Below are 24,406 nucleotides of genomic sequence, written 5' to 3' on the forward strand. Positions count from 1 at the left end.
GCCCATGACGGATACTATTTATCCGCCTAATTCTGCGCTTTCGTCATCAGTACCCGAACCGAACCCGCCTGCAGTCGTAACGGATGCATTGATCCCCAGCTTTAACCCCAACTTGCTAAACGAATCCTACCCCAGCGGACCTGCTACGTTTAATATTTCCGTGCATGAACTGGATGCCCGCGAGTTTTTTATGAGTCTGGTGATCGATAGCCAGGAAAATATGGTGGTTCACCCTGAAGTCAGCGGGCCGATTTCTCTGGAATTAAAAAATGTCACTGTGGACCAAGTACTCAGCGCCGTACAAAAGGTTTATGGTTACGATTACAACAAAACCGACATCGGTTACATTATTTACCCGGCCAGCCTGCAAACCAAAATATTTAAAATCGACCGTATCGATTTACAACGCGAAGGCCATTCCAATACCCGCGTATCATCCGGTCAAATCAGCAACGGTAGCAACAATTCAAACCAGTCAGGTCAAAACAACCAATATCAAAACCAAAATCAAAGCCAGAACAGCAACGCCAGCAACAATACCTCTTCCGGCAGTTGGATAACTACCACCTCCAAAACCGATTTTTGGGATGAATTACAGCAATCGCTGGCGGCGATTGTTGATGTTAACCCCGGCAATGACAGTGAATTAAGCAATCCCCAAACCGGCAGCAAAGTCGTTATCAATAAACAGACCGGTATTGTGGTGGTTAGCGCCAACCCTACTCAAATGCGGGAAGCGGAAAAACTCATCGCCAGCACACAAAGCCAGATTGGTCGCCAAGTCATTATTGAAGCTAAAATTCTGGAAATCATCCTGAATGATGAGCATCAAGATGGTGTCAATTGGGCCAGCGTTGTCCGTCAAGGCGGCGAGGCCTTCTTAACCGCTAGCAACCCTTTGCCTGCTGCCGTAAGACAAACCATGGATATCTTCACGATTGGCGTCAGCTCCGGTGATTTTTATGCCTTCATTCAATTGATGGAAGGTCAAGGTAAAACCAACATTCTGTCCAGTCCACGCATCTCGACTTTAAACAACCAAAAAGCCGTCATCAAAGTCGGTCAGGATGAATATTTCATCACCGATGTTTCATCCAATAACAACTCGTCAGCCGCCACCACTACAATTACCCAAGACATTACCTGGACGCCATTTTTCTCCGGTATTGCTCTGGATGTAACGCCGCAAATTGCCGATGACAAAAACATCACACTGCATATTCACCCGTCCATTACCCGGGTAGAAAATCAAACTAAAGATTTTGCCATTAACGGCCAGGAGAACAGTATTCCGATGGCACTCAACACCATGCGCGAATCCGACAGCATCGTGCATGCCGAGAATGGGCAGATTATTGTCATTGGTGGCTTGATGCAGGAAACCCGTGATGAAAATCAAAAAGGTGTTTCCCTATTTTCCCGTATCCCTTATTTGGGTCATGCATTTCGTGAAGACGAAGGCAATGGCACAAAAACAGAACTGGTGATTTTATTGAAACCCACTGTTATTACTGACAATAACGATTGGCAAGCGCCCATCAAAGACAGTCGTCAGCGAATGGAACAATTAGAAAAACATCAGTTGTGGAAATAATCCGGATAGTTTTGCCATGTATCTGCAACATTTCGGCTTAAGCCAGCTTCCTTTTAATCTAACGCCGGACACCGAGTTTTTTTGCGACCTGCCGACACACCGGGAAGCATTGAACGTATTATTGATTGCACTGCAAAGTGGCGAAGGTTTTATCAAAATCACTGGGCCTGTGGGAGCCGGCAAGACATTGTTATGCCGCAAACTGCTCAATGAATTACCCTCGCCTTTTGTTACCGCCTATATTGCCAACCCGCATTTATCACCCGCGGCTTTGTTTAAGGCTATAGCGGATGAACTAGGGATAAAATACAACCGGAGCAGCGGACAAAGTCGCATTCTGACGCATCTCAACGACTATCTAATTCATGCGGCGACTCAGGCGCAACGCATAGTTTTAATCATCGATGAGGCACAAGCCATGCCGCTGGAAACGCTGGAAGCGCTTCGCTTGCTGACCAATCTGGAAACCGAAAAACAAAAACTATTGCAGATTGTGTTATTCGGACAAGCTGAACTGGATCAGGTCTTACAAAAAAAATCGATTCGCCAATTACGCCAGCGCATTACCTTCAGTTACACACTTAAATCGCTGAACCATGCACAGGTCAAAGATTATCTGCTGCATCGATTGCAGATTGCCGGTAACAGCCATACCGATCTATTACCGCCCTTGAGTGTCGCCGGGCTTTATTTTTTCAGTCGCGGCATTCCCCGTCTGTTGAATATCCTCACCAATAAAGCCATGTTGGCAGCCTATGGCAAAGGCCTCAGCAAAATCGGCTGGCAACAAGTGCAATTAGCCGCCCAGGATACCGATGCCACCCGCATGCGTTGGCGGCTATTAGGTTTTCGTCCGGCACTTTTAGGAATTTTGCTGCTGATAGGCGGCATTGTTTTTTATCTGTCGCTCACCTTATCGTTATGAGTTTAATCAACCAGATGTTGCGTGATCTGGAACAACGCAAACCCAACAAACTCAATGCCGGCCAACCGCTAAATATACAATTACCGCTGTCCCCTAAAACCGGCAAAAATACAAAGTTTCTATGGATAGCGTTAGTAGCTTTAGCCGTTGTTTTTTTTGCTTATCAAGCCATCAAACAGCCTTCAACGTCCATCATTGTCAAAAGTACTGAAGTCCCTGTAAAACAACAACCCGATAATATCGAGCTGACTAAGCCTGATGACGATATTCAAATCAGCCCTGCTCCGACTGAAGATAGGACAAATTCAGACGCTGAGCTGGTACCTGTGCAGCAGCCAACCGGCCTTGCCGAAATCACTCAGGCGCCGACTACAACCCACGACATGCAAACAAGTGACGCTGTTGAAACTGCCCAAGCGTTAACGCCAATAGCCGCTAACAAGCCAGCTAAACCGGCGAAAGATCCTGTTTTTGCTAATAAAACCCAAAAGCAAAAAAGACAAACACCATTAACTATAAAGAGCCCCGAATCTAATACCCAAGCACTTTACCGTCAAGCGCAAAACAGCAACTCGTTACTGATGCGCAAAGAAATTCTAAAAGACTTGCTGGCTATTGATCCACAAGATTTATCGGCCCGAAATTTATTGTTGCAAACGCTATTGAAATCCAACTCCTCAGCGGAACTGGATATTTTTTTACAAGAAAGCCTGCAACTGTTTCCCAATCATTTGGCGTTCATCACCACTCAAGCCCATAGTCAGATTCAACGTAAACAGATTGCCGCAGCCATCGCCACGCTGGAACGGGTGGATAGCAGTCAAATTAACGAACCGACTTATTTATCCCTGTTAGCCGCCGCTTACCAGCAACAACAGCAATATCAAAAAGCAGCGGCGATTTACCAAAAGTTGACTCAAATTCAGCCGGATAAGGCTGAGCACTGGCTGGGCCTGGGGATTTGTGCGGAAAACTTACATCACAATCAAACTGCGATTATGTCTTACCGGCAAGCATTAAATATAAATACCTTAAACAGCCAAGTTGTCGACTATATTAAACAGCGTCTCACCAGCCTGAATTAAATATCCCATGGAACCGCAAAAAAGAATTCGAATCGGCGACCTGTTGGTCCAACACCGCATCATTACCCACGAACAACTGATGACGGCATTGGCAGAACAGAAAAAAACCGGCCGAAAACTCGGTCGCACCCTAATTGATCTTAACTACATCAACGAAACCGATTTACTGAATTTTCTTTCCCGCCAACTGCAAATTCCATTTTTGGATATTGCCCAGTACAAACGCAAACCGGAGATTTGCCGAGAGCTGCCGGAAAATTTAGCTCGCCGCTTTCGGGTCATGTTGTTGGAAAGTAGCGATAACGATGTGCTGCTAGCAATGGCTGACCCCACTGATCTGATGAGTCTGGATGAAATCAGTCGAGCACTAAAAAAACGTATCCGTCAGGCTGTGGTGCGGGAAGCTGATCTACTCAACGCTATCGACCAAGCTTATCGCCGCACTGAGGAAATCAGCAATCTGGCTGATCAATTAAGCGATGAGTTATCCGAGCATAATTTTGATTTCACTAGCCTGCTAGCCAGTAGTGAAGTTAACGATGCCCCGGTAGTCAAGTTGCTGCAATCGATTTTTGAAGATGCAGTACAAGCTAACGCCTCTGACATTCATATAGAACCTGACGAAAAAGTATTACGTATCCGGCTACGTGTGGACGGCGTTTTAAACGAGCAGGTACTCGACAATATCAATATTGCCCCCGCCCTGGTAGTACGTTTAAAGTTAATGAGCGGCTTGAATATCTCTGAAAAACGCTTACCGCAAGATGGCCGGTTCAGTATTCGGGTCAAAAATAAAGCACTGGATATTCGACTTTCCACATTGCCGATTAAAAACGGCGAATCGCTGGTAATGCGGCTGCTGGATCAATCACAAGGTTTGATGGATCTGAACCATCTGGGTATGCCGGCTGAGTTACTGCAGCATTTCAAAACCCATATTCTTAATCCGCATGGCTTGATTTTAGTTACCGGTCCAACCGGCAGTGGAAAAACCACCACTCTGTATGCAGCCTTGTCGGCTGTCAACGAACCGCATACTAAAATCATTACTGCCGAAGACCCTGTTGAGTACACCCTGCCCCGCGTCAATCAGGTACAAGTCAATGAAAAAGTTGGTCTGACGTTTGCCGGCGTGTTGCGCTCTGCTTTACGGCAAGATCCGGATGTTATATTAGTCGGCGAGATACGCGACCGCGAAACTGCCGATATCGCCGTACGAGCCGCCATCACCGGCCATTTGGTATTTTCCACATTACACACGAATGGCTCGGTAGAAACCGCTACCCGACTTTTGGACATGGGGATAGAAGGTTATATTTTGGCCAGCGCCTTGAAAGTCATCATCGCGCAACGTTTAGTCAGAAAAATCTGCGACCGCTGTACCGATACCACCCAACTGGATGAAGGCCAGCTGATCTGGCTGGAAAAGACCTTTAATCTTAAAGCGGCAAGCCTGGCTTTTAAACAGGGTATGGGTTGCCAATACTGTAATCACACCGGTTATAAAGGTCGCATAGGTGTCTACGAATTACTGGAAATGCGCCATGAAACCCTGGATGCCTTACGCCGAAGCGATACCGCTGTCTTCACCGCTGCCGCTTATGCTACGCCAGGCTTTAAATCCTTTGCCGAACAAGCCTTAGCCCTAGTCAAACAAGGGGTTACCACGCTGGATGAATTGATTCGGATTTCCGGAGCCTAAATGCCAAACTTTAGCTATAAGGCCCGCGACAGTAACGGTAAACTCATCGACGGCAGACTGGATGCGCAAAGCATGCAAATGGCCGCACAAACTCTCAACAACCGTGGCTTAATTCCAATCAGTATTCAGCCAGCTGCCAATAAAATTGATCTATTGCAACAGTTTGCCTCCTGGAATGCCCTACGCGAACTGAATATTAACGACTTAATGCTATTCAGTCGGCAAATGTACAGTCTGACCAAAGCCGGTGTGCCTTTAAGTCGGGCCATCAACAGCCTAACCGAATCTTGTCGCAACATGGCGTTAAAACAGGCTTTGACGAATATCAGTCGGCAGCTGGAATCGGGCCAATCGTTATCGCAAGCCATGTCGCAACATGACAAGATTTTTCCCTTGCTCCTGATTAGCATCATCAATGTGGGTGAAACCACTGGAGGACTGGAGCAGGCGTTTTTCCAAATAAGTCATTACCTGGAGCGGGAAAAAGAAACCCAAACCCGCATAAAATCGGCCTTACGCTATCCAACGATGGTCATTTTTGCTATCACTATTGCCATGATCATCGTCAACATTTATGTCATCCCGGCTTTTAAGGGTGTTTTCGACAAAATGGGCGCTCAACTTCCCTGGCAAACCCAATTACTGATGGGTATTTCTGACTTTACTGTGCATTACTGGCCGCACATATTGGCTGGTTTGTTTGCTATGGGCTTAGTGGTTTCAAAATATCTGCAAACAGCCAGCGGACTGCAACATTGGCATAAATTACAGCTCAAAATTCCGGTGATAGGCAGCATCATCCAACGCGGCACCATGGAACGTTTTTCGCGTTCATTTGCCATGACGCTTAGTGCAGGTGTGCCGTTAATTCAGGGAATTGCCGTCGTCGCCAAAGCTGTTGGCAACGAATACATCGGCGCTAAATTGCAAAAAATGCGCATCGGCATCGAAAAAGGCGACAGTATCAGCCGCATGGCTAAAAGTATCGGCTTATTCCCACCGCTGGTGATTCAGATGATTATGGTCGGCGAGGAATCCGGTAACATCGCTGAAATGTTGGAGGAAGTAGCGGATTTTTACGAAGGCGAAGTGGGTATGGAATTAAAAAACCTCTCCAGCGCCATCGAACCTTTTTTGATCATCATTATTGGTGTGATGGTACTAGGGCTGGCATTAGGCATTTTTCTACCGATGTGGGATTTGTCGACCAATGTGCATCGTTAACAACAACTCGGCGCGACGGGATTTATAACCCCGTTGCTTACATTTGATGTCTGAAGCAGGGCTTGGGTGACACAAAACGTTACGGACGGGTTTACAAAACCCATCCGGCTTAAAGTCTGCTTGATCAAAAATTCAGACTAATACACTTCCCGCCAATAAATTTGTTTACTGTTGCCTTTGTAGATACCAAAATTAGCCCTGGCAGCAGGTGAATTATTTTGGTTGCCGTCATGATCCCAATCAAACAGTAACCAAGGTAAACTACTAAAATTGGCATTGATATCGATATAGCCGGTGTTGCCGCTGCCGGGCGCACTAAAACTCAAACCTGCATCACCGGCAACCAATGTTGAATGGGTTAAAGTTGCTTGTGATGTTCCTGAAGGCGTAATCGTCATTACTGTATTTCCCGGCTTGGCCGCTCCATTAGCAGTAACAGGATTACTGAGCATCAACTGACTGCTCAAAGTCAGGGTAGTGCAATTATCGACATTATTAAGTAAAAAACTGCTGCCGTTGAAATATTCGCTGAACAAAGGCAGCGCTAATGGCAAGAGCTCCGAACCAAAACTATTCTGCATGGACATCCGACCCCAGCGTATACCTTTATTACCACTACTAAAACCGATGCCATTTCCGACACTAGTCGTACCAAAACGGACTGGATTAGTGGCTGCAAAACCATTGATATTGGCCACCGTCACAGCATCGGTATCTTGCAAGTTAAAGCTCATGGCAATTTCGGCATTAAATGGCACAATAGGATTGGAGCGCGTTACGGCCAAAATATTGCTAGTGGTATCGGCAAAACTCAGTGTGCCGCTGCCATTGCCATTATCGACCAATACTGGCGAATTAGTATTTAATACTGTCAATGGCTGAGTGGCTTCACTATAACTGGGTGTAATACCGTAAGTAACATGTGTCGGATTAATTTTCCATAAGTCGCTCTTATAATTTTGGGTGATGACATTGTCTGAGTTTTTTGCAGTGACGGAGACAACAGGTCTGGTCGCATATTTGATGGGTTGTCCTATATAGCTAAACGTCCCACAACTGGATGTAAATAACGGAGAATTCAAATTAACATCAAAATGATCTGGCACGAAACGGCCCACATTAGATGCTGCTGAAGTAATCGTGCGATTACTGGCCGATGTACCATCAGACGCATCAATCTGCGCAAAAGTGCTATCGGTCACGGTCACACTAACTGCGCCCACTTCGTTATAACTAGCTGTATTGGATGTCGAAACACCACCGCTGCTGCTGAAGGTTCCGACATTAAAGGTTCCAGATATGCAATTAGACACCGGCAGAACGCAGGTCACTGCGAGGATAGGTGAGCCATTATATTGGTTGGTTACCGCCCCCAGACTATTGTAAGGCTTGATAGTCAAAGTCAGTGGCTGTCCGGCTTTATGGGTTGGAGTTGCACTGACTGTAACAGCATTCAAATTTCTAGCGACTCCAGCGGTCGACCAATCATTATCGCTAGCCACAAATCCAAAATAACTGGGACGTATGGCGAATTGGTCAGTAGAACAAGTATAACTTGTTGGGTTAGTGGCGGGGTAGGCAATGCGGACTTGCAGATTTGGATAGCTATTGGCTTGATTAATTGCTGAGAAAGTATGCCTGCCATTATCGGTTGATTTAAAAGTATAACTTGAGGTTATAGTTTGAATAACAGTCATTGCAGAACAGGAAGCAGCGCTATTGGTATCGACTATTTCAACTTTAACAGCACCGGTAAAGGTCGTTAACACAGACGGTATGGCGTTTAAGGCTACTACATCCAGCGTAAAGGGTGTACCTGCAACTTTAGTCTGTATAACCCCGACGGTCGAACCGCTCCAGGTTGAGGTATCAAAAGCATTGAATGCACCTGGTTTCATGGAACCACTGTTTGGGATATAAAACAAAAGCGCACTTTGATCTGCCGGAAACCCCGTGCCGGCAACCGCATAGTCAGTTGTATCGACCTCCCAACCGATTTGGCCCAGCTTTGCACTGGGACCAGGGGAACTATTACCATATTGATAAAGAAACTCACCGTTTTCATACACTATGAGCTGTAGGTTATAACTGCCAGTGGCTGAACTGGCGGCTGCCCATTCGGGTACATTGTTCCAAGTTACAATAAAGCGTCTATTTGGGGAACTACCATCACTGCTGTAACTGACATAACAACTACTTCGACTAGTGCAGTTAGTGGAATAGCCACTCGCCTCGGATTTCATGGTCGGATCCATGTCATTACCATAGATTCTCATGCTGTATTGCAAGCTAGAAACAGGGTAAGGGAGTTGGGTCACAGGACTACCAAAACCGCAGGTGTTGTTGTCAAATTGTAATCGACCATTACTCATCACTCTGACGCTGGTGAAGCTTTTACTGCCATATTTGAAAGTAAAACCCAGTGGAATTGGATCACTAATGGTGTCATCGAGAATTGGCGGACTAGTGCCGCAATCACCACTATTTGTAAACTTATATATGGAAGAATACACTCCCCCAGTCGTAGGACCAATTTTGATGTGGGCTGTAGCATCGACCCAATTGAACGGATAGGGAATAACCGAATAGGTGGTTGCAATTAATGGAGCTGAATAAATGGCAACAAAGCAAAATGTTAGTCGACACCACATTATTTTTAGTTGAACGGACGGCGAAACAGTCACCTATTGCCTCCAATTTCAATCGATAGATTTAGCCGTATCCTGACAGACTGGACAAACATGTTGCCCATCAGAGGTACAAATCCACCCGGCCTTGATTGCAACCCCTAGCTCACCTTCAAACCAAGCCCGACCATCACTCAGCCGCCGACCATTACGTTCACTAGTGCGTGGCGCCCGACGAAATTCGATAGATCTAAGGGCTTGTGGATTGCAAATATCGCAAAATATAAATTTTCTAATACTCATGTTAAGTGTCTGAGGTAGTTCGCAATAGGCTGTAAATTAGGGCTTTCAAATGAATATTTTCAATCAGAAATGACTAAAAACACAGTATAGTCTAAACTCACTCTCGGTTTCTCACCGAGGCCACTTTCTCGTTACTAACTCAAGCTATAGGTGAAACAAGTGAACACTCAAAATCAAAAGGGTTTTACGATGATCGAATTGGTCATGGTAATTGTGATTTTAGGGATTTTGGCCGCAACCGCGTTGCCAAAATTTGTAGATTTAGGCAAAGATGCAAGAGTTGCCAGTCTTTCAGGATTAGAAGGTTCTGTCAGAAGTGCTGTTGCAATTGTTAAGTCTGCTTATTTGGTTAGGCAAGCTTCACCTGTTACGCTAAGCGACGGCACAACGGTTACAGTTAGTACAGACACAACCATTGCAGGCTTGCCAACCGCAGACAAGGCAGGCATTGGACAGGCTATCGAACTTAGCGCAGACTTTAAGCCTACTTACAGTGACTCAATTGTTACTTTCGAACTTCGGGAAAAGTGTTATGTAAGTTACGATTCCAAAGGCAATATCTCCAAGGTCATAGATGGCTGTTAATTTTTATTAATACATTGGGGTCAAGCCACCCACTTAAATCCAATAATTAATAGCAGTGAATCGATGTTATAGGCAATCCCCAGGTTTTACCTTAATCGAATTAGTCATGGTGATTGTGGTGTTGGGTATTCTATCTGCCACCGCTCTGCCGCGTTTTTTTGATGCATCCACTTATCAACAACGTGGCTTTTTTGACGACACCTTAAACGCAATCCGCTACGCGCAAAAACTGGCGGTAGCAACCAGTTGCAATGTGCAGTTCACTATTACTGGCAATCAGTTTGAATTAAAACGTCCTAGTGCCAGTGATCGCAGTTTATGCAACTCAACTAACGCTAAAAATTTCACACTAGCGGTCACACGACCCGGTACCGGCGAAGCTAATTATCAAGGTAGCCAGTCCGGTGTTGCTACAAGTGACACCACGGTTTATTTCAATGCAAGAGGCACGGCTTCAAGCGGGGCAACTATAGCGGTCGGCAACGGACAAATCACTGTAGTGCAAAACACTGGTTTTGTGTATGACAGTTCGCCTTAAAAAACAACACGGCGTCACCTTGGTTGAATTGATTTTGACTATGGTGATAATCAGCGTAGCCCTGGTCGGCATTTTAGCGGTGATTAATCTGACCGTCAGCCATAGTGCCGACCCGCTGGTAAACCAACAAGCCATTGCGATTGCCGAGTCTTATCTGGAAGAAATACTGCTACAAAATTACAGTGGCAACACGAGTACCAATCGAGCCGATTTTGACGATGTCGATGACTATAATAATTTGCTCGACAACGGTGCGCATGATCAACAAGGCACTGCCATCACGAATTTAAACCAATACACTGTATCAGTTTCAGTAGCAGCACCAACTGTCTTGGCGGGTAGCGTTAATGCCAAACAAATTACCGTCAGTGTATCCGGTCTCGGCGTGAGTAATTTAAGCTTGGTTGGCTACAAGGCAGACTATTAACATGTACCAACGTCAGCAAGGTTTTACTTTAATTGAACTGATTAGCGTAATTGTGATTGTCGGCATTCTGGCATCAATGACCACAGACATCATTACTCTACCCATTCGTAGCTATCTGGATTTACAGCGCCGCACCACCTTGGTCGACAATGCCGAATCGGCCATGCGTTTGATGCAACGCGACATTCGCCGCGCCTTACCCAACAGCATACGCATCACCGGCGGCGGCACAGTGCTGGAACTTTTACACACCAATGATGGCGGGCGTTATCGAGCCAAGCTGGCCAGTAATGGCAGCGGCAATATTCTGGACTTTACCAGCAGCGACAATAGCTTTGATGTAATTGGCAACCTGAGCAACAAACCGACAGGCAGTATAGTCATTTACAATCTGGGCCAACCCTCGGCCGATGCCTATGTCGGTGATAATCGCGCAATGGTTAGCAATACCTCAACGACCAGTTCGATTACTTTATCGGCCAGTAAAAAATTTCCTTTGCAATCACCGCAGCAACGGTTTTTTATCGTCGACACCCCGATCACCTATCGCTGCGACTTAAGCAGCGGACAATTGCTACGCTATGATGGTTACAACATTACCAGCACACAATCCAATCCACCCAGCGGTGCTAACGGCCAACTACAAGTCAATCAAGTTAGCGCCTGTGTATTCTCTTACACATCAGCCACCGCCAACCGCTCAGGTATGGTTACGTTACAAATAACCTTAACCGATAGCGCCGGCGAATCGAATCGCTTGATCCAGCAAGTGCATGTGGATAATGCGCCATGAAAACACAACGGGGATTTTCCATTGTCATGGCCATTTTTGTGCTGGTAGTGCTGGGCTTGTTAGGTAGTTATATGGTGCGTATGGCTGGCGTGCAACTCAGCACGTTTAATCAGACCTTGTTGGGTGCAAGGGCTTATCAGGCGGCACATGCAGGTATCGAATGGGGTATTGCGCGTATCAGCAATGGCGGTAATTGTGCGGATATTAACGCACAAACTGCTATGAGTTTTAACGGTTTGAATGGTTTTAGCGTGCGCTTAAGCTGCAGCAGTCAAAGTTACTCAGAAGCCGATCAAAATCCAACGGTGTATCGGATCAATGCGCTCAGTCAGTTTGGTAGCTACAGCAGCAGCGAATATGTGGCAAGAGAACTTGAGGTATCCATCACTCAGTAAGGATTGCGCTTTATTAGCATCGTATTTTGATATGACATAAAAAAGCCCACATAGTGTGGGCTTCGTCCTGTTGTTATTATTGATTTTTTTTATTATTGGTTGGACGCCCGTCCTTTATCAAAATGGCGGGTTAATTTTTTGCAATTATTGTTATTGTTTTACCGTGTTAACGGTCGCTTTCCTTCCTCTCCTCATTTAGAAAGATATGACTCTTTCCACTCTTATCTACCTTATTCAAGGTGTGTCCATTGTAACAACATAAATTTGCCACGTCCAGAAAAGATGCGACAATTTGTCGCATATCAGGCCAAAACAAGAAAGCAAATTAAACAATCTCAGCCGCTTGTAGATCGGCATGATAAGACGAGCGCACGAGTGGTGCACTGGCAACTTGTTGAAAGCCCAATGCTTGGGCAATTTCGGCATAGCGCTTGAATTGATCCGGATGGATATATTCTTTTACCGCCAAATGCTCCTTACTGGGCTGCAGATATTGACCCAAGGTCAGCATGCTGCAACCGTGAGCCAGTAAATCCTTCAACACCTGCACGACCTCGGACTCGGTTTCGCCTATGCCGAGCATTAAACCTGATTTTGTCGGCACTTTGGGCAGTAATTGTTTGTGATGCTGCAATAATTGCAATGAAGTTTGATAATCTGCGCCCGGTCGCGCTTCCAGATACAACCGTGGCACAGTTTCTAAATTGTGATTAAACACATCACAAGGTTGATTTTGCAAAATCTTGAGCGCCGTATCCATCCGGCCACGAAAATCCGGCGTCAAAATTTCGATGGTCGTACTCGGAGACTGCTGCCGAATCGCGGCTATACAGGCGGCAAAGTGCCCTGCCCCGCCATCACGCAAGTCGTCACGATTGACCGATGTCACCACGACATATTTCAAAGCCATCGCTGCAATAGTGCTGGCTAGGTTATTGGGTTCTTCTGCATCCAAAGCTTGCGGTTTGCCATGAGCCACATCGCAGAACGGGCAGCGACGGGTACATAAATCACCCATGATCATAAAAGTGGCTGTACCATGACTAAAACATTCGCCCAGATTCGGGCAGGCGGCTTCTTCACAGACGGTATGTAAGCGATTTTCCCGCAATGATTGCTTAATCTGATTAACCTTGTCGCCTGATGGTAGCCTGATTCTTATCCAGTCGGGCTTACGTAGGATGGTTTCCGGTTTTTCGACTTTGACAGGAATCCGCGACAATTTGTCGGCATTACGTTGATGCGTCTCAGGCGTAGTGCGTGACGGTGCATTTAGCTTCATGATTCAATGGCCTTGATAAGGTGATGAACCAGCGGAACCGCCAGTTCAGGTGTATGTATGTTGATGCCAAAATCGGCCAATTGGGTCACCTGCAAACCGGCATAACCGCAGGGATTGATGTGCTGAAAAGGCGTCAGGTCCATGTCATTATTCAGGCTTAAGCCATGATAACTGCAACCGCGCTTGATCCTAAGCCCCAGCGCACCGATTTTTTTGCCTTCGACATAAACACCAGGCGCATCGGCTCTGGCCTGAGCACTAACCCCATATTGACTCAGGGTATTTACCATGGCGTTTTCCAGCAATGTCACTGCTTGTCTGGGCCCCATAGCCAAGCGACGTAAATCCATTAAAAAATACACCACCAATTGTCCGGGGCCGTGATAGGTCACCTGCCCACCACGGTCGGTTTCCAGCACTGGAATATCGCCAGCGTGTAACACATGTTCGTGTTTGCCGTTTAAACCCAGCGTGTAAACCGGTGAATGTTCAGTAATCCAGATTTCATCGATCGTTTCAGGCGTTCGCTCAGCAGTAAATTGTTGCATGCTGTGCCAGACAGTTTGGTAATCCTGCAAACCCAATTGCCTGAGCACAGTTTGCCCGCTCATGGTTTTTACAACGCCATTAAGACATCAGGGTGATCCGTTAAACCCTGATAAATGGCGTCAAGCTGTGCGCGACTGGTCGCTTCTATCATTACGGTAACCGACGTATAAGTGCCGGCTTTACTGGGGCGAGAAGTGACTGCGCCTTCGAGGATATCGCCTGCATGCCGACGCACGATTTCCACTACAACGGCATCGAAATCAGCGCTGGTTTTACCCATCGCTTTAATCGCAAACTGACAGGGAAATTCTAAAAGACTTTCTGTTTCGCTCATGCTAAGGATTGTTTATAGGCTTGAAATACTTGGTCCATTTTTTGATAAACCGGTCCGGGCTTACCGATGCCAACCATTTTGCCATCCAATTCGATTACCGGCACTATTTCACGGGTAGAACTGGTCACCCAGATCTCGCTGGCGTTTTCCAGGGCTTCCAGAGCAATCACATCTTCCCGGTACGGTATTTGATTGGTTTTCGCCAGCTCCAAAATCACATCGCGGGTAATGCCCGGCAATATTTCGTTACTTTTGGACGGGGTAATCAATTCATCGTCAATCACCACAAACAAATTACTGGCAGCGCCTTCAGTGACGTAACCGTTTTTGACCAATATGGCTTCGGCGCAATCCTGATCCAAAGCTTCCTGGCGTAACAACAAATGAGCCAGCAAAGCCGTGGCTTTGATATGGCACATCTGCCAGCGAGTATCATCCAGTGTGACGGCTTTGACGCCGCTAACTCTGCCGGCAAATGGCTTGATGTCCGAGCACATGGCAAATACAGTGGGCACTATTGGCTCAGGAAACCCATGATCGCGTTTGGGCGCGTAGCCACGGGTGATCTGCAAATAGATGTATTGATCCTTGCTGCTATCCAGCATGGGCTGAAATATGGCCTGCCATTCCGCCGCAGACTTAATTAAGTCCAGTCGAATGCCGCTCAAGCTGTTGTTGAGACGCACGACATGATCTTCAAAGCGAAACAAACGTCCTGCATAAACTGGTATCACTTCATAGACACCATCACCAAACAAAAAACCGCGATCTAAAACCGATACTTTGGCATCTGCTAGTGGCAAATATTCGCCGTTTAAATACACAGTGTCAGACATTACTTCTCCAGGAAAACAAGTACTGCATCATACAAGCGTCGAAAGATGCCGCCTTCAGCCACGTCATTCATGGCGACCAAAGGTTTAGTCAGCACAATTTCATCGGCCAAACTGACATTCAAACTGCCAACGGTATCGCCTTTAGCAATAGGGGCAACGATGGCTTTATCCAATTGGGTTTCAGCTTTGAGTTCATTGTAGTGTTTACGAGCTACAGTAACATATACATCTTCCGCAACACCAACAGACAATTTTGAGGTTTCCCCTTTTCTGACCTGTGCTTCTGTGAGTGCAGTGCCAGCGTCATATAATTTATGGGTTTCAAAGAAACGGAAACCATAATTTAATAAAGACTGACTTTCGTTGGCTCGCGCGTTCGGACTGGCAGTACCCATGACGACCGAAATCAGACGCATATCCTCACGTTTGGCAGAAGCCACCATGCAGTATCCGGCATCGTCGGTATAACCGGTTTTTACGCCATCGACGGTATCATCGCGCCATAACAACTGGTTGCGATTTTTCTGGGTAATATTGTTATAAGTAAACTCTTTTTCTTTATCCCAACGGTAGTATTCAGGAAATTCTTTGATCAAAGCCTGAGTCAGCAAAGCCAGGTCGCGTGCGCTGCTGTAATGGTTGGGATTGGGTAAGCCGGTGCTGTTTTCGAAATGGCTGTTTGCCATGCCTATCCTAGACGCCTGTTCATTCATCATGTGAGCAAAAGTCTGTTCACTGCCCGCGACATGCTCGGCTAACGCCACGCTGGCATCATTGCCGGACTGAATAATGACACCCTGAAGTAAATCTTCAACAGCCACTTGTTTGTTGACTTCGACAAACATTTTGGAACCACCGGTTTGCCAGGCGTTTTGGCTGATGGTGACTTTTTCATCCAGAGTCAGATTGCCTGATTTAAGTTCACGGAAAATCACATAGACCGTCATAATTTTGGTCAAGCTGGCCGGTGAAACCCGTTTATCTGGATCTTTTTCAGCCAGAATGCGACTACTGTCAAAATCCATCAAGTAAAAACTGGTGCCAGCAATACTAGGTGCAGCGGGAATGAAAATGGGGCCGGCAGCTTGTAGACTCTGTACGGCCAAAAACAAAAACAACCCAATAAATAGGCTGATTGTCGAACGGAGAGATAACATCATGATTACAATTCGAAAGTCGTTCTGGAAGCCGTCATTGTAACACTGTACCGGGCAGCTAAGAAAAGCCACTTGAAACTCCTACATTGGCTGCTGATTTAAATAGCAGCCAATGTAGCCAATAAGCTGGGCTTGGGCTCAAGCCGATACATGGACTTTTACACTTTGTCGCACATATTCTCGAATCGGCGTATTGTGTTTCAAATAGTCTTTAAACATCACATGAATATCGAATGGATTTAAAAAAACGTACGCGCCACAACCGGTACGGGCAATAAATTCACCACTCAAGGCATCCAAAAATGCCGCATGCACCAACTTTGTTTCTTCTTGATATGAGGTTTTCATGATCTTGTCTCCTACGCAATATATTTACTGCTAAGCATATATTGTGCGCAAGTCTTAATTTAAGATAAAAAACATAGACTTATGCTATTCCATAAAGCTGGCGGCAAAATAACGTCATCAAGAATTGCCGCTGACTTATGAAATCAGAGCTTAGTTGTGGAATTGTAGCGTTTTGGCAATTGTGTTGAGATTACTTATCCAGCGTGCCGTAAAACAGAGAAATAAATTGTGCGATGAAAATCAATATGTTGAAGGGTTTTGTTAAAAAAATGGTATCAGATAGGGCAAAGGTGTTGAAATTTGAAATTTGGCGCAAAATTTACTGTATAAAAAACAACATTGGGATCTTGTCTACTTCGATAATATCATTATTTTTTAGCAAAAGTGTTTGATCGTCTAATGGTTGTTTATTGACACTCAAACCATCGTGACCTTGTAGCGCAGAGACGTAATAGCCATCTTTGCGCCTGGCGATCACCACCACACCAGCACCATCACGCCCCAAGCGAGTCATAGCCTTTTTTAGAGGCAATATGCGACCTATATGTAGGCCATCCATCACCTGTAAATTAGCTTCGGGTTGTTTTTCCACCTGATCCAACATTGCATTAAGAGCAATAACATCAACATCTTGGGAGATGTTTGGCAGAACAGATTGAGGCGTGTCTATAAATGATTCTGTCTTAGTGTAAACAATATAATGCTTACCAACATTGATGACATCATTATTCTGTAAATTATGTTCCTTGGTAGCTTGATTATTAACCAATAAGGGAAACTTTTCATTCAATTGCTTGATGATGCAACCAGCTTCTTTAACCACCACTACCGCATGTGCCGGGGCTACAGCTAGGCTATCAACTACTAATTCGTTGCTATCGTCTCGTCCAATATGAACCGCACCAGCATCATAAATAGCTGACTGGATAGGTTTATCTTTAAAGTAAACAGTAAATTTTGCCATTGATATAATCTAAAAGTCCCTGCGACCGGATTGTAGTATAGACGTTATGAAGAAGCTTGCTGATTAATCAAAAACTATTTGCCATTTCTCAAAATTGAGCAGCATTTTAATCTAATTCCACTTGATTTTTGTTGCCCGTTATTATCCTGTAAAAATTTGAATACCACTATTATCGAAATGCATTTAAAGTAAAATCAGCCCCATCAAAATAGACAATAGACAAATATGAATTCTCCAGTCGACAGCAAACAAGCATCGTTAATCTCGCAAAACATCTATATTACCGGCACCGACCGCAACAGCGGTAAATCCATCATTATGTTGGCGATGATGGAAATGCTGATTGGTCATGCCGGTAAAATTGGTTTTCTTCGACCTATTATTCAAGCCGGCGATAAAAAAGATGACTTAATTGAATTTGTTACTCATCGCTACCAATTGGAACTGCCTTACGAAGCCATGTATGGCTGTAAAAGCGATCAAGCCAAAGAATTGCTGGCTAGTGAACAATATGACGAATTACATAAAATCATCCTGGCGAAATATCGCGCCCTAAAAGCCCAGTGCGACTATGTGTTGTGTATGGGTTCCGATTATCGGCATGGCGACTCCATGTTTGAATTTGATTTTAACGCCGATGTTGCCAACAACCTGAATTGTCTGATGATGCCGATCATGCAAGGCGCAGACCAAGACAACTTGCAAATTCTAAACAACCTTGCCCGCTTAAAGCATGATTTGCACGAACACGATAACGATGTACTGGCTGTGATTATAAATAGTGTAAATCCTAAACAAATTGAAGCACTAAGAGAAATCTTAAACCACCAGACTGATTTTCCGGTTTATACAATACCGGCCGTACCCTCTCTGGAAAAGCCCACCATCGGCAACATCGCTCTTGCCTTAGGGGCAAAAATGTTTACCAGCGATCTCAATGCACTTGGGCGTGAGGTTTACCACTACAAAGTTGCAGCCATGCTAGTACCGGATTTTTTGGATTACGTACAGAGTGGTGACCTGATCATCACTCCGGGTGATCGTGCCGACATCATTCTCGCAAGCTTGCTAACCTATCATTCAACCAACTACCCACAAATTTCCGGCTTGTTACTGACAGGCCACCAAGAACCTGGCCCACAGGTTAAATCTCTTATTGATGGGCTTGGCGACTTGCCCTTTGCTGTCATGGGTGTAGATTCAGACACCTTTACCACCGCCCTGCAGGTAAGCCAAATCACTGCCCGTTTACATTCGCAAGATGACAGAAAGATTGCCAAAGCATTAGGATTGGTAGAAAGCAATATTAATATGAACGAGCTTCGCCAATCCCTGATGAACAAGCTTACGCACAAAATGACGCCGTTGATGTTCGAATACGATTTATTACAACGCGCCAAGGCAAAAAAACAACACATCGTATTACCGGAAGGCTCTGAGGATCGCATTTTGAGGGCGGCAGAAATTCTTTTGCTACGCGATGTGGTGAAAATCACCTTATTGGGTAACGAAGCCGAAATACGCCAAAAGATCCAGTCCATGGCCCTGAAATTAAAGGATGTTGATATCATCGACCCAATTACATCCGAACTACGCCCACTGTTTGCCCAAGCATATTACGAAGCTCGCAAACATAAAAACATTATTTACGACACGGCCTTTGATTTGATGGCGGATGTCAGCTATTTCGGCACGCTAATGATACATCTGGGCTTTGCCGATGGCATGGTTTCCGGTGCAGTACATTCAACCCAGCACACCATACGTCCAGCATTTGAAATTATTAAAACCAAACCTGGCGCATCCATCGTATCCAGCGTGTTTTTTATGTGTATGGAAGATCGGGTTCTGGTATATGGCGACTGCGCGGTCAACCCCAACCCGAACGCACAGGAATTGGCCGATATTGCCATCAGTGCCGCTGATACGGCAAGAATGTTCAATATAGAACCACGGGTAGCCATGTTGTCCTATTCAACAGGCGATTCAGGCAAGGGCGAGGCGGTAGACAAAGTTCGCAAAGCTGTGAAGATTGCGCATAGCCAACGGCCGGATTTAATTTTGGAAGGCCCCATGCAATACGATGCGGCGGTTGATTCTGGTGTCGCCAAAACCAAATTACCCGGTAGCAAAGTAGCCGGCCAAGCCAGTGTATTTATCTTCCCTGACCTTAATACGGGCAATAACACCTACAAAGCGGTACAACGTTCGTCAGGCGCTATTGCGGTCGGTCCCGTACTCCAAGGCCTGAATAAACCTGTCAATGATTTGAGTCGTGGCTGCAGCGTGCCTGATATTGTGAATACCGTCATCATTACCGCTATACAGGCGCAAGAAAGCGAAAAATAATGAAAAATCGAACTCTTATACTTATATTTTTACTGAGCTTGGCAAGCTTTAGCCTGTATGCTGCGCCCCGCCTGGCTATTTTGGATTTCGAACTAAAAGATTTAACTCTAAAGCCTGGCGTAGCCGCCGAGATTCAACGCACAGCCTCCATAAAACCCTTGCTGGCTGGCGAATTAGCCTCTGCAGGTTATCAGATTGTCGATATTCCAACCCAGGCACAACAATCAGCCAACAGCGGTGTGGGTTATTTATTTGATCATGCCGATGTGGCTGCACAGCTGGGTGAAAAATTTGATGCCGACTACGTTTTAGTGGGGCGATTACACAAACCCAGCTTTTTATTTGCTTACGTTATGGGCAATTTGGTGCGGGTTAGTGATCAAAAGCTGGTAGGCAAATTTATTACAGAATCCAAAGGCCCTAACGCAGAGCTGGTAATTAAAGCCATAGAAAGCCTGGCGGATAAAATCGATAATAGTTTGGATAATCGCTACACACCGCCACCACCAGGCAAATTAAAAGTCGTAAAACCTTAATCACTTTTTATCATGAAAACTATGAAGACATGATGAAATGGCTGCCGGAGGGTTCCGATCCGGAATTCTTTGACATCAATGAAGTAAACCAAATTTCTCACCAATAAACCCTCACACTATGAAAATCCTGGTTTTAAACGCTGGCAGCTCTTCGATAAAATACAGTTTGTTTGCCATGAGCGATCAGCGCACCTTGCTGACCGGTATCATTGAACGCATTGGTGAATCTCTAGCACTACATCGCTATCGAGTTACCGGCAACGAAGCTCAAATCGACGAAAGCCCTATCAACAACCACAAACTAGCCTTGCAGGAAATATTTTCTGTTTTAAAGGCCAGCGGGGCGAGTAACAACGCTGAGCTGGCTTGCATCGGTCACAGAGTGGTGCATGGTGGTGAATTATTCAAACAACCGGTTTTAATTAACGCACAAGTTACTCAGCAGATTGCCAGCATGATCCCCTTGGCACCCTTACATAATCCTGCCAACTTACTGGGCATTCAAGAAGCCTTGCAACAAATGGGTGATATTCCGCAAGTCGCCGTGTTCGATACGGCTTTTCACCATAGCTTGCCTAATTATGCCTATCGCTATGGCTTGCCCAGCTCACTGTATAAAGAGCAAGGTGTTCGCCGTTACGGCTTCCATGGCACCTCGCATAATTATGTTGCCAAGCAAGCAGCGCAATACCTGGGTAAGCCATTAGCCGAGCTTAATCTAATTACCTTGCATCTGGGTAATGGCGCCAGTGTCACAGCAATAGAAAACGGCCGTAGTGTTGATACCTCGATGGGGATGACACCCTTAGAAGGCCTGATGATGGGGACCCGTTGCGGCGATATCGATCCGGCGATACATTTTTATCTCAGTCGCACTTTAGACATGTCAATGGACGACATCGAAAATCTGTTAAACAAAAACAGTGGCTGTAAAGGTGTTTGTGGTGAAAACGACATGCGCAGCATTCATCAAATGGCTGAGGCAGGTGACGAAAACGCCCAACTGGCTTTAGCAATGTATGCCTACCGCATCAAAAAATATATCGGCGCTTATTTTGCCGTGCTAGGTCATGTTGACGCATTGGTATTTACCGGGGGTATTGGCGAACATGACGTATGGTTACGCCAGCAATGCTGTGCGGGCCTAACCGCGTTTGGCATTCAGATTGATAGCGATAAAAACCAAAATCCAACTCATCCTTGTGGCGAAATCAGTTCAAGTTCAGCAACGGTCAAAGTATTAGTCACCGTCACTCAGGAAGAACTGGAAATAGCCATCCAGGCTGAAGCTTGTTTAATGGGAACTAATAAGACTCCTTTTTAAAACAGTGTTAATCGGACATAAAAAGGTTGGGACAGCTGCATTAAATAGAGCTCTCAAAACCCCTTTTATGCCCTATGAGCCGGATGCTGGTTTTGGCCTTGTGATAGGGTTCAGAATAATTAACAAATTTCGTATCCCCTATTAATAAAACTAAGGTTAACATAAAGGGTTTATTTAGCCGCCGATTCAACATGCTTTCTCATATCCTGCCCAAAGCCGAAATTTCCATCCGTGAAAATTTACATTGGCTGTATATCCTCAGAAACTTACTGCTATTTGGGGTGGTTATTTCTGTTTTTATTGCTGTACACGGATTGGGCATAAAATTGCCCATGAATCAGATCTGGCTAGCTATTTTTTCTATTTCCATTCTGAATTTATACACTTGGTTGCGCTTACGCACACAAGAGCCAGTAACCGAACACGAAATTTTCTCGCAAATATGCATGGATGTATTGGCGCTGGCCTATTTACTCTATCTGACCGGCGGCGCGTCCAATCCGATTATCTGGATATTTTTATTGCCTTTGATCGTCACGGCTATCATGCTGCCGCAATCCTATGCCTGGAATATGGTCATCATAACCTCATGTATCTACACGGTATTGATTGCTTATAACGTACCGCTCCCCGCCCTGGCTTCGCATAGCGATCATCATAATATGATGAATTTAACACCGGAGATGAGTTTGCGCATGCAGCTACTGGAAGATAGGCGATATTTTAATTTACATGTTTTTGGCATGTGGTTTGGCTTTGTGTTTAGCGCCGGATTGGTCGCCTTTTTTATTATCGCCCTAGCCAAAACCCTGAAAGAACGCGAACGCAGTCTGGCAGATGCCAGGGAAAGCGCTTTACGCGACGAGCGCGTGGTATCACTTGGAACTTTGGCCGCCAGCGCAGCCCATGACATGGGCACACCATTGGGCACCATTTCAATTGTGACGCATGAATTGGCAGAAGATTATCCGGATCATCGTTATCCGGAACTCAGTGAAAAATTACAGATTCTGATACAGCAATTAGACCGTTGCAAACAGGCATTGTCTGTGATGTCGGCATCTGCCGGTGAAATGCGCGCCGAATCCGGGAAAGTGATGCTGGTCAGTGAGTATATCGATGATGTCCTGAAACAATGGCGCACCCATAAGGCAACCACAAAACTGAATCTGTTCGTTTCCGGTGCGGTAGACCTGCAGGCACGAATAATTGCCGAACGCACACTCACTCACTCATTAATCAATATTTTAAATAACGCTGCCGAAGCAACCAATAAAGATGCTGGGATAGAATTTCATGCTCACTGGGACAAAAACTTGCTTGAATTAAAAATTCGGGATTTCGGTCCCGGACTACCTGCAGAACTCATCGAATCAGTCGGCCAGCAACCGGTAAAAAGTAATAAGCAAGGTATGGGGGTTGGGCTATTTCTAACCTATACCACCATCAAACGCTTAGGCGGTACAATAAGTTTCTATAACATTGAAACTGGCGGCGCCTGCGTCGAAATCAGTTTACCGATATTAAGCTAAGGAGAGTGTATATGACAGATACGTCAACAGATAAACCCAATTTACTTTTAGTCGACGACGACGAGACTTTTTGTTTAGTTTTAAAGCCTGCCCTGGAAAAACGAAATTTTCAGGTAACTGTTGCCAATAATGTCACCACAGCCATGCAGTTAGCTGAGCAGACTGAGCCTGAATACGCCGTGATAGATCTGCGTATAGGTTACGACTCCGGTCTGGAAATGGTAAAAAAACTGATTTCTTTGGACAGTAACACGCAAATCGTCATGTTGACTGGCTTTGCCAGCATTGCAACTGCCGTGGAAGCTATCAAGCTAGGTGCCATCCATTATCTGACCAAACCGGCCAGCCCGGACGAAATTGTCAGAGCACTTTACAAAAACGAAGGCGATGCCAGCGTAGCCATCAACGATAATCCACTTTCGGTAAAACGTTTGGAATGGGAACATTTGCAAAAAGTTTTGATGCAACATGAAGGCAATATATCCGCTGCTGCCCGCGCCTTAAACATGCACAGACGCACCCTGCAACGTAAACTCGAAAAGCGGCCTGTTAGGGAATAATCCTTTTTTCACATACTTACAAAAATTACAATTATTCATGCGTAAAATCCTAGACGGGTTAGCCTTGCTGGCCTATTGCAGTTTGATTTTTTGGCTGTCAGACCAGGAAAGACTGCCCATGCCGGCAGTTTTTGATTTTCAGGACAAGATACTGCATTTTGGCGCCTATTTTGTTATGGCGCTTTTTAGCTGGCGCGCCTTGCGTCATACCCATGTTAAAAACTTGCATCTGGCGTTGGTCTGCTTGTTATTTTGTAGCTTGTACGGGCTATCGGATGAATGGCATCAATCGTTTGTTGCTGGCCGCACTGCCAGCGTGTTCGATTGGCTGGCCGATAGTTTGGGCGCTGCATTGGCCGTCATACTGTTATTCAGATTTAACCAGAAACGCGGAAAACAGCTTTCACTATTTGCCACTGATTAGCACTGAATTTTCC

The 24,406-nt window shown here is 45.5% G+C and carries 25 protein-coding genes; 16 read left to right on the plus strand and 9 right to left on the minus strand.

All coding sequences use genetic code 11. The features are described 5' to 3' along the window. The first annotated feature begins 4 nt into the window (after positions 1 to 4). Genes mshL through A1359_RS17575 form a run of 5 tightly spaced genes read left to right on the plus strand, consistent with a single transcriptional unit; the run spans position 5 to position 6,530 of the window. Positions 5 to 1,594: a pilus (MSHA type) biogenesis protein MshL gene (gene mshL / locus A1359_RS17555; protein ID WP_198159394.1), complete on the plus strand. Its 1,590-nt coding sequence runs from the start codon at positions 5 to 7 to the stop codon at positions 1,592 to 1,594. Positions 1,595 to 1,610: 16 nt separating this feature from the next. Then, positions 1,611 to 2,519, plus strand: a complete 909-nt coding sequence (locus A1359_RS17560) for an ExeA family protein (protein ID WP_066986254.1) — start codon at positions 1,611 to 1,613, stop codon at positions 2,517 to 2,519. Then, positions 2,516 to 3,604 carry a tetratricopeptide repeat protein gene (locus A1359_RS17565; protein ID WP_066986257.1) on the plus strand — a complete coding sequence of 363 codons (1,089 nt, stop codon included), beginning with the start codon at positions 2,516 to 2,518 and terminating at the stop codon, positions 3,602 to 3,604. Before A1359_RS17560 ends, A1359_RS17565 begins: the two co-directional genes overlap by 4 nt. Positions 3,605 to 3,611: 7 nt before the next feature. Beyond that, the gene (locus A1359_RS17570; RefSeq protein ID WP_066986260.1) at positions 3,612 to 5,306 is read left to right on the plus strand and encodes a GspE/PulE family protein; all 1,695 of its coding nucleotides are present in this window, start codon (positions 3,612 to 3,614) and stop codon (positions 5,304 to 5,306) included. Further along, positions 5,307 to 6,530 carry a type II secretion system F family protein gene (locus tag A1359_RS17575; RefSeq protein ID WP_066986263.1) on the plus strand — a complete coding sequence of 408 codons (1,224 nt, stop codon included), beginning with the start codon at positions 5,307 to 5,309 and terminating at the stop codon, positions 6,528 to 6,530. Positions 6,531 to 6,667: 137 nt separating this feature from the next. Here the strand turns inward: A1359_RS17575 and A1359_RS17580 are convergent, their stop codons facing one another. Next, on the minus strand, positions 6,668 to 9,043 hold the full coding sequence (locus A1359_RS17580; RefSeq protein ID WP_157200590.1) for a DUF6701 domain-containing protein: 2,376 nt from the start codon (positions 9,041 to 9,043) through the stop codon (positions 6,668 to 6,670). Between the two features lie 186 nt (positions 9,044 to 9,229). Continuing rightward, a complete protein-coding gene (locus A1359_RS22555) occupies positions 9,230 to 9,460 on the minus strand; it encodes a hypothetical protein (RefSeq protein WP_157200591.1) in 231 nt (76 codons plus the stop codon). A gap of 159 nt (positions 9,461 to 9,619) precedes the next feature. Between A1359_RS22555 and A1359_RS23505 the strand changes: the two genes are divergently transcribed. Genes A1359_RS23505 through A1359_RS17605 form a run of 5 tightly spaced genes read left to right on the plus strand, consistent with a single transcriptional unit; the run spans position 9,620 to position 12,198 of the window. After that, positions 9,620 to 10,045 (plus strand): pilus assembly FimT family protein, encoded by a 426-nt coding sequence (locus A1359_RS23505; protein WP_269747943.1) that lies wholly within the window; start codon positions 9,620 to 9,622, stop codon positions 10,043 to 10,045. Positions 10,046 to 10,100: 55 nt separating this feature from the next. Beyond that, positions 10,101 to 10,583 carry a pilus assembly FimT family protein gene (locus A1359_RS23510; protein ID WP_198159395.1) on the plus strand — a complete coding sequence of 161 codons (483 nt, stop codon included), beginning with the start codon at positions 10,101 to 10,103 and terminating at the stop codon, positions 10,581 to 10,583. Further along, positions 10,567 to 11,010, plus strand: a complete 444-nt coding sequence (locus A1359_RS17595; RefSeq protein WP_066986271.1) for a type IV pilus modification PilV family protein — start codon at positions 10,567 to 10,569, stop codon at positions 11,008 to 11,010. The genes A1359_RS23510 and A1359_RS17595 overlap by 17 nt, the downstream gene beginning before the upstream one ends. A gap of 1 nt (position 11,011) precedes the next feature. After that, positions 11,012 to 11,803 (plus strand): PulJ/GspJ family protein, encoded by a 792-nt coding sequence (locus A1359_RS17600; RefSeq protein WP_066986274.1) that lies wholly within the window; start codon positions 11,012 to 11,014, stop codon positions 11,801 to 11,803. After that, positions 11,800 to 12,198, plus strand: a complete 399-nt coding sequence (locus A1359_RS17605) for a hypothetical protein (RefSeq protein ID WP_066986276.1) — start codon at positions 11,800 to 11,802, stop codon at positions 12,196 to 12,198. Before A1359_RS17600 ends, A1359_RS17605 begins: the two co-directional genes overlap by 4 nt. A gap of 325 nt (positions 12,199 to 12,523) precedes the next feature. Here A1359_RS17605 and lipA read toward each other — a convergent pair whose 3' ends face one another. The 7 genes from lipA to A1359_RS17640 all read right to left on the minus strand — a co-directional run bounded on the left by lipA (position 12,524) and on the right by A1359_RS17640 (position 17,668). After that, complete coding sequence (gene lipA / locus A1359_RS17610; RefSeq protein WP_066986279.1) at positions 12,524 to 13,480, minus strand: lipoyl synthase; 957 nt, start codon at positions 13,478 to 13,480, stop codon at positions 12,524 to 12,526. Beyond that, positions 13,477 to 14,091 (minus strand): lipoyl(octanoyl) transferase LipB, encoded by a 615-nt coding sequence (gene lipB, locus A1359_RS17615; RefSeq protein WP_066986283.1) that lies wholly within the window; start codon positions 14,089 to 14,091, stop codon positions 13,477 to 13,479. The genes lipA and lipB overlap by 4 nt, the downstream gene beginning before the upstream one ends. A 5-nt stretch (positions 14,092 to 14,096) precedes the next feature. Next, on the minus strand, positions 14,097 to 14,363 hold the full coding sequence (locus A1359_RS17620; RefSeq protein WP_066986286.1) for a YbeD family protein: 267 nt from the start codon (positions 14,361 to 14,363) through the stop codon (positions 14,097 to 14,099). Then, a complete protein-coding gene (locus A1359_RS17625) occupies positions 14,360 to 15,199 on the minus strand; it encodes an aminotransferase class IV (protein ID WP_066986289.1) in 840 nt (279 codons plus the stop codon). Before A1359_RS17625 ends, A1359_RS17620 begins: the two co-directional genes overlap by 4 nt. Further along, positions 15,199 to 16,359 (minus strand): D-alanyl-D-alanine carboxypeptidase family protein, encoded by a 1,161-nt coding sequence (locus A1359_RS17630; protein ID WP_066986343.1) that lies wholly within the window; start codon positions 16,357 to 16,359, stop codon positions 15,199 to 15,201. The genes A1359_RS17625 and A1359_RS17630 overlap by 1 nt, the downstream gene beginning before the upstream one ends. 135 nt (positions 16,360 to 16,494) lie before the next feature. Continuing rightward, positions 16,495 to 16,704 carry a hypothetical protein gene (locus A1359_RS17635; protein WP_066986291.1) on the minus strand — a complete coding sequence of 70 codons (210 nt, stop codon included), beginning with the start codon at positions 16,702 to 16,704 and terminating at the stop codon, positions 16,495 to 16,497. A gap of 319 nt (positions 16,705 to 17,023) precedes the next feature. Next, a complete protein-coding gene (locus A1359_RS17640; RefSeq protein ID WP_066986294.1) occupies positions 17,024 to 17,668 on the minus strand; it encodes an FHA domain-containing protein in 645 nt (214 codons plus the stop codon). Between the two features lie 225 nt (positions 17,669 to 17,893). Here A1359_RS17640 and pta point away from each other — a divergent pair, with 225 nt between their 5' ends. The 6 genes from pta to A1359_RS17670 all read left to right on the plus strand — a co-directional run bounded on the left by pta (position 17,894) and on the right by A1359_RS17670 (position 24,393). Then, a complete protein-coding gene (pta, locus tag A1359_RS17645; RefSeq protein ID WP_066986297.1) occupies positions 17,894 to 20,017 on the plus strand; it encodes a phosphate acetyltransferase in 2,124 nt (707 codons plus the stop codon). Continuing rightward, positions 20,017 to 20,553, plus strand: a complete 537-nt coding sequence (locus A1359_RS17650; RefSeq protein ID WP_066986301.1) for a DUF2380 domain-containing protein — start codon at positions 20,017 to 20,019, stop codon at positions 20,551 to 20,553. Before pta ends, A1359_RS17650 begins: the two co-directional genes overlap by 1 nt. A 118-nt stretch (positions 20,554 to 20,671) precedes the next feature. Then, positions 20,672 to 21,877, plus strand: a complete 1,206-nt coding sequence (locus tag A1359_RS17655; RefSeq protein ID WP_066986304.1) for an acetate/propionate family kinase — start codon at positions 20,672 to 20,674, stop codon at positions 21,875 to 21,877. 191 nt (positions 21,878 to 22,068) lie between these two features. Continuing rightward, positions 22,069 to 23,409, plus strand: a complete 1,341-nt coding sequence (locus A1359_RS17660; protein ID WP_066986307.1) for an ATP-binding protein — start codon at positions 22,069 to 22,071, stop codon at positions 23,407 to 23,409. A gap of 11 nt (positions 23,410 to 23,420) precedes the next feature. Next, positions 23,421 to 23,969, plus strand: coding sequence for a response regulator transcription factor (locus A1359_RS17665; protein WP_066986310.1), 549 nt, complete (start codon positions 23,421 to 23,423; stop codon positions 23,967 to 23,969). Positions 23,970 to 24,006: 37 nt separating this feature from the next. Continuing rightward, positions 24,007 to 24,393 (plus strand): VanZ family protein, encoded by a 387-nt coding sequence (locus A1359_RS17670; RefSeq protein WP_066986313.1) that lies wholly within the window; start codon positions 24,007 to 24,009, stop codon positions 24,391 to 24,393. Positions 24,394 to 24,406 lie beyond the last annotated feature (13 nt).

This window comes from Methylomonas lenta (assembly GCF_001644015.1).
GTDB classification, from domain to species: domain Bacteria; phylum Pseudomonadota; class Gammaproteobacteria; order Methylococcales; family Methylomonadaceae; genus Methylomonas; species Methylomonas lenta.

What these genes read in the sequence shown, in the direction of transcription:
- A1359_RS17565 (WP_066986257.1), top strand. Translation starts at nt 2,516, where the DNA reads ATGAGTTTAATCAACCAGATGTTGCGTGATCTGGAACAACGCAAACCC.
- A1359_RS17670 (WP_066986313.1), top strand. Translation starts at nt 24,007, where the DNA reads ATGCGTAAAATCCTAGACGGGTTAGCCTTGCTGGCCTATTGCAGTTTG.
- A1359_RS17650 (WP_066986301.1), top strand. Translation starts at nt 20,017, where the DNA reads ATGAAAAATCGAACTCTTATACTTATATTTTTACTGAGCTTGGCAAGC.
- mshL (WP_198159394.1), top strand. Translation starts at nt 5, where the DNA reads ATGACGGATACTATTTATCCGCCTAATTCTGCGCTTTCGTCATCAGTA.
- A1359_RS17600 (WP_066986274.1), top strand. Translation starts at nt 11,012, where the DNA reads ATGTACCAACGTCAGCAAGGTTTTACTTTAATTGAACTGATTAGCGTA.
- A1359_RS22555 (WP_157200591.1), bottom strand. Translation starts at nt 9,460, where the DNA reads ATGAGTATTAGAAAATTTATATTTTGCGATATTTGCAATCCACAAGCC.
- pta (WP_066986297.1), top strand. Translation starts at nt 17,894, where the DNA reads ATGAATTCTCCAGTCGACAGCAAACAAGCATCGTTAATCTCGCAAAAC.
- A1359_RS17575 (WP_066986263.1), top strand. Translation starts at nt 5,307, where the DNA reads ATGCCAAACTTTAGCTATAAGGCCCGCGACAGTAACGGTAAACTCATC.
- A1359_RS17570 (WP_066986260.1), top strand. Translation starts at nt 3,612, where the DNA reads ATGGAACCGCAAAAAAGAATTCGAATCGGCGACCTGTTGGTCCAACAC.
- A1359_RS17660 (WP_066986307.1), top strand. Translation starts at nt 22,069, where the DNA reads ATGCTTTCTCATATCCTGCCCAAAGCCGAAATTTCCATCCGTGAAAAT.
- A1359_RS17605 (WP_066986276.1), top strand. Translation starts at nt 11,800, where the DNA reads ATGAAAACACAACGGGGATTTTCCATTGTCATGGCCATTTTTGTGCTG.
- A1359_RS17625 (WP_066986289.1), bottom strand. Translation starts at nt 15,199, where the DNA reads ATGTCTGACACTGTGTATTTAAACGGCGAATATTTGCCACTAGCAGAT.
- A1359_RS17630 (WP_066986343.1), bottom strand. Translation starts at nt 16,359, where the DNA reads ATGATGTTATCTCTCCGTTCGACAATCAGCCTATTTATTGGGTTGTTT.
- A1359_RS17635 (WP_066986291.1), bottom strand. Translation starts at nt 16,704, where the DNA reads ATGAAAACCTCATATCAAGAAGAAACAAAGTTGGTGCATGCGGCATTT.
- A1359_RS17595 (WP_066986271.1), top strand. Translation starts at nt 10,567, where the DNA reads ATGACAGTTCGCCTTAAAAAACAACACGGCGTCACCTTGGTTGAATTG.
- lipB (WP_066986283.1), bottom strand. Translation starts at nt 14,091, where the DNA reads ATGAGCGGGCAAACTGTGCTCAGGCAATTGGGTTTGCAGGATTACCAA.
- lipA (WP_066986279.1), bottom strand. Translation starts at nt 13,480, where the DNA reads ATGAAGCTAAATGCACCGTCACGCACTACGCCTGAGACGCATCAACGT.
- A1359_RS17620 (WP_066986286.1), bottom strand. Translation starts at nt 14,363, where the DNA reads ATGAGCGAAACAGAAAGTCTTTTAGAATTTCCCTGTCAGTTTGCGATT.
- A1359_RS17640 (WP_066986294.1), bottom strand. Translation starts at nt 17,668, where the DNA reads ATGGCAAAATTTACTGTTTACTTTAAAGATAAACCTATCCAGTCAGCT.
- A1359_RS17655 (WP_066986304.1), top strand. Translation starts at nt 20,672, where the DNA reads ATGAAAATCCTGGTTTTAAACGCTGGCAGCTCTTCGATAAAATACAGT.
- A1359_RS17665 (WP_066986310.1), top strand. Translation starts at nt 23,421, where the DNA reads ATGACAGATACGTCAACAGATAAACCCAATTTACTTTTAGTCGACGAC.
- A1359_RS17560 (WP_066986254.1), top strand. Translation starts at nt 1,611, where the DNA reads ATGTATCTGCAACATTTCGGCTTAAGCCAGCTTCCTTTTAATCTAACG.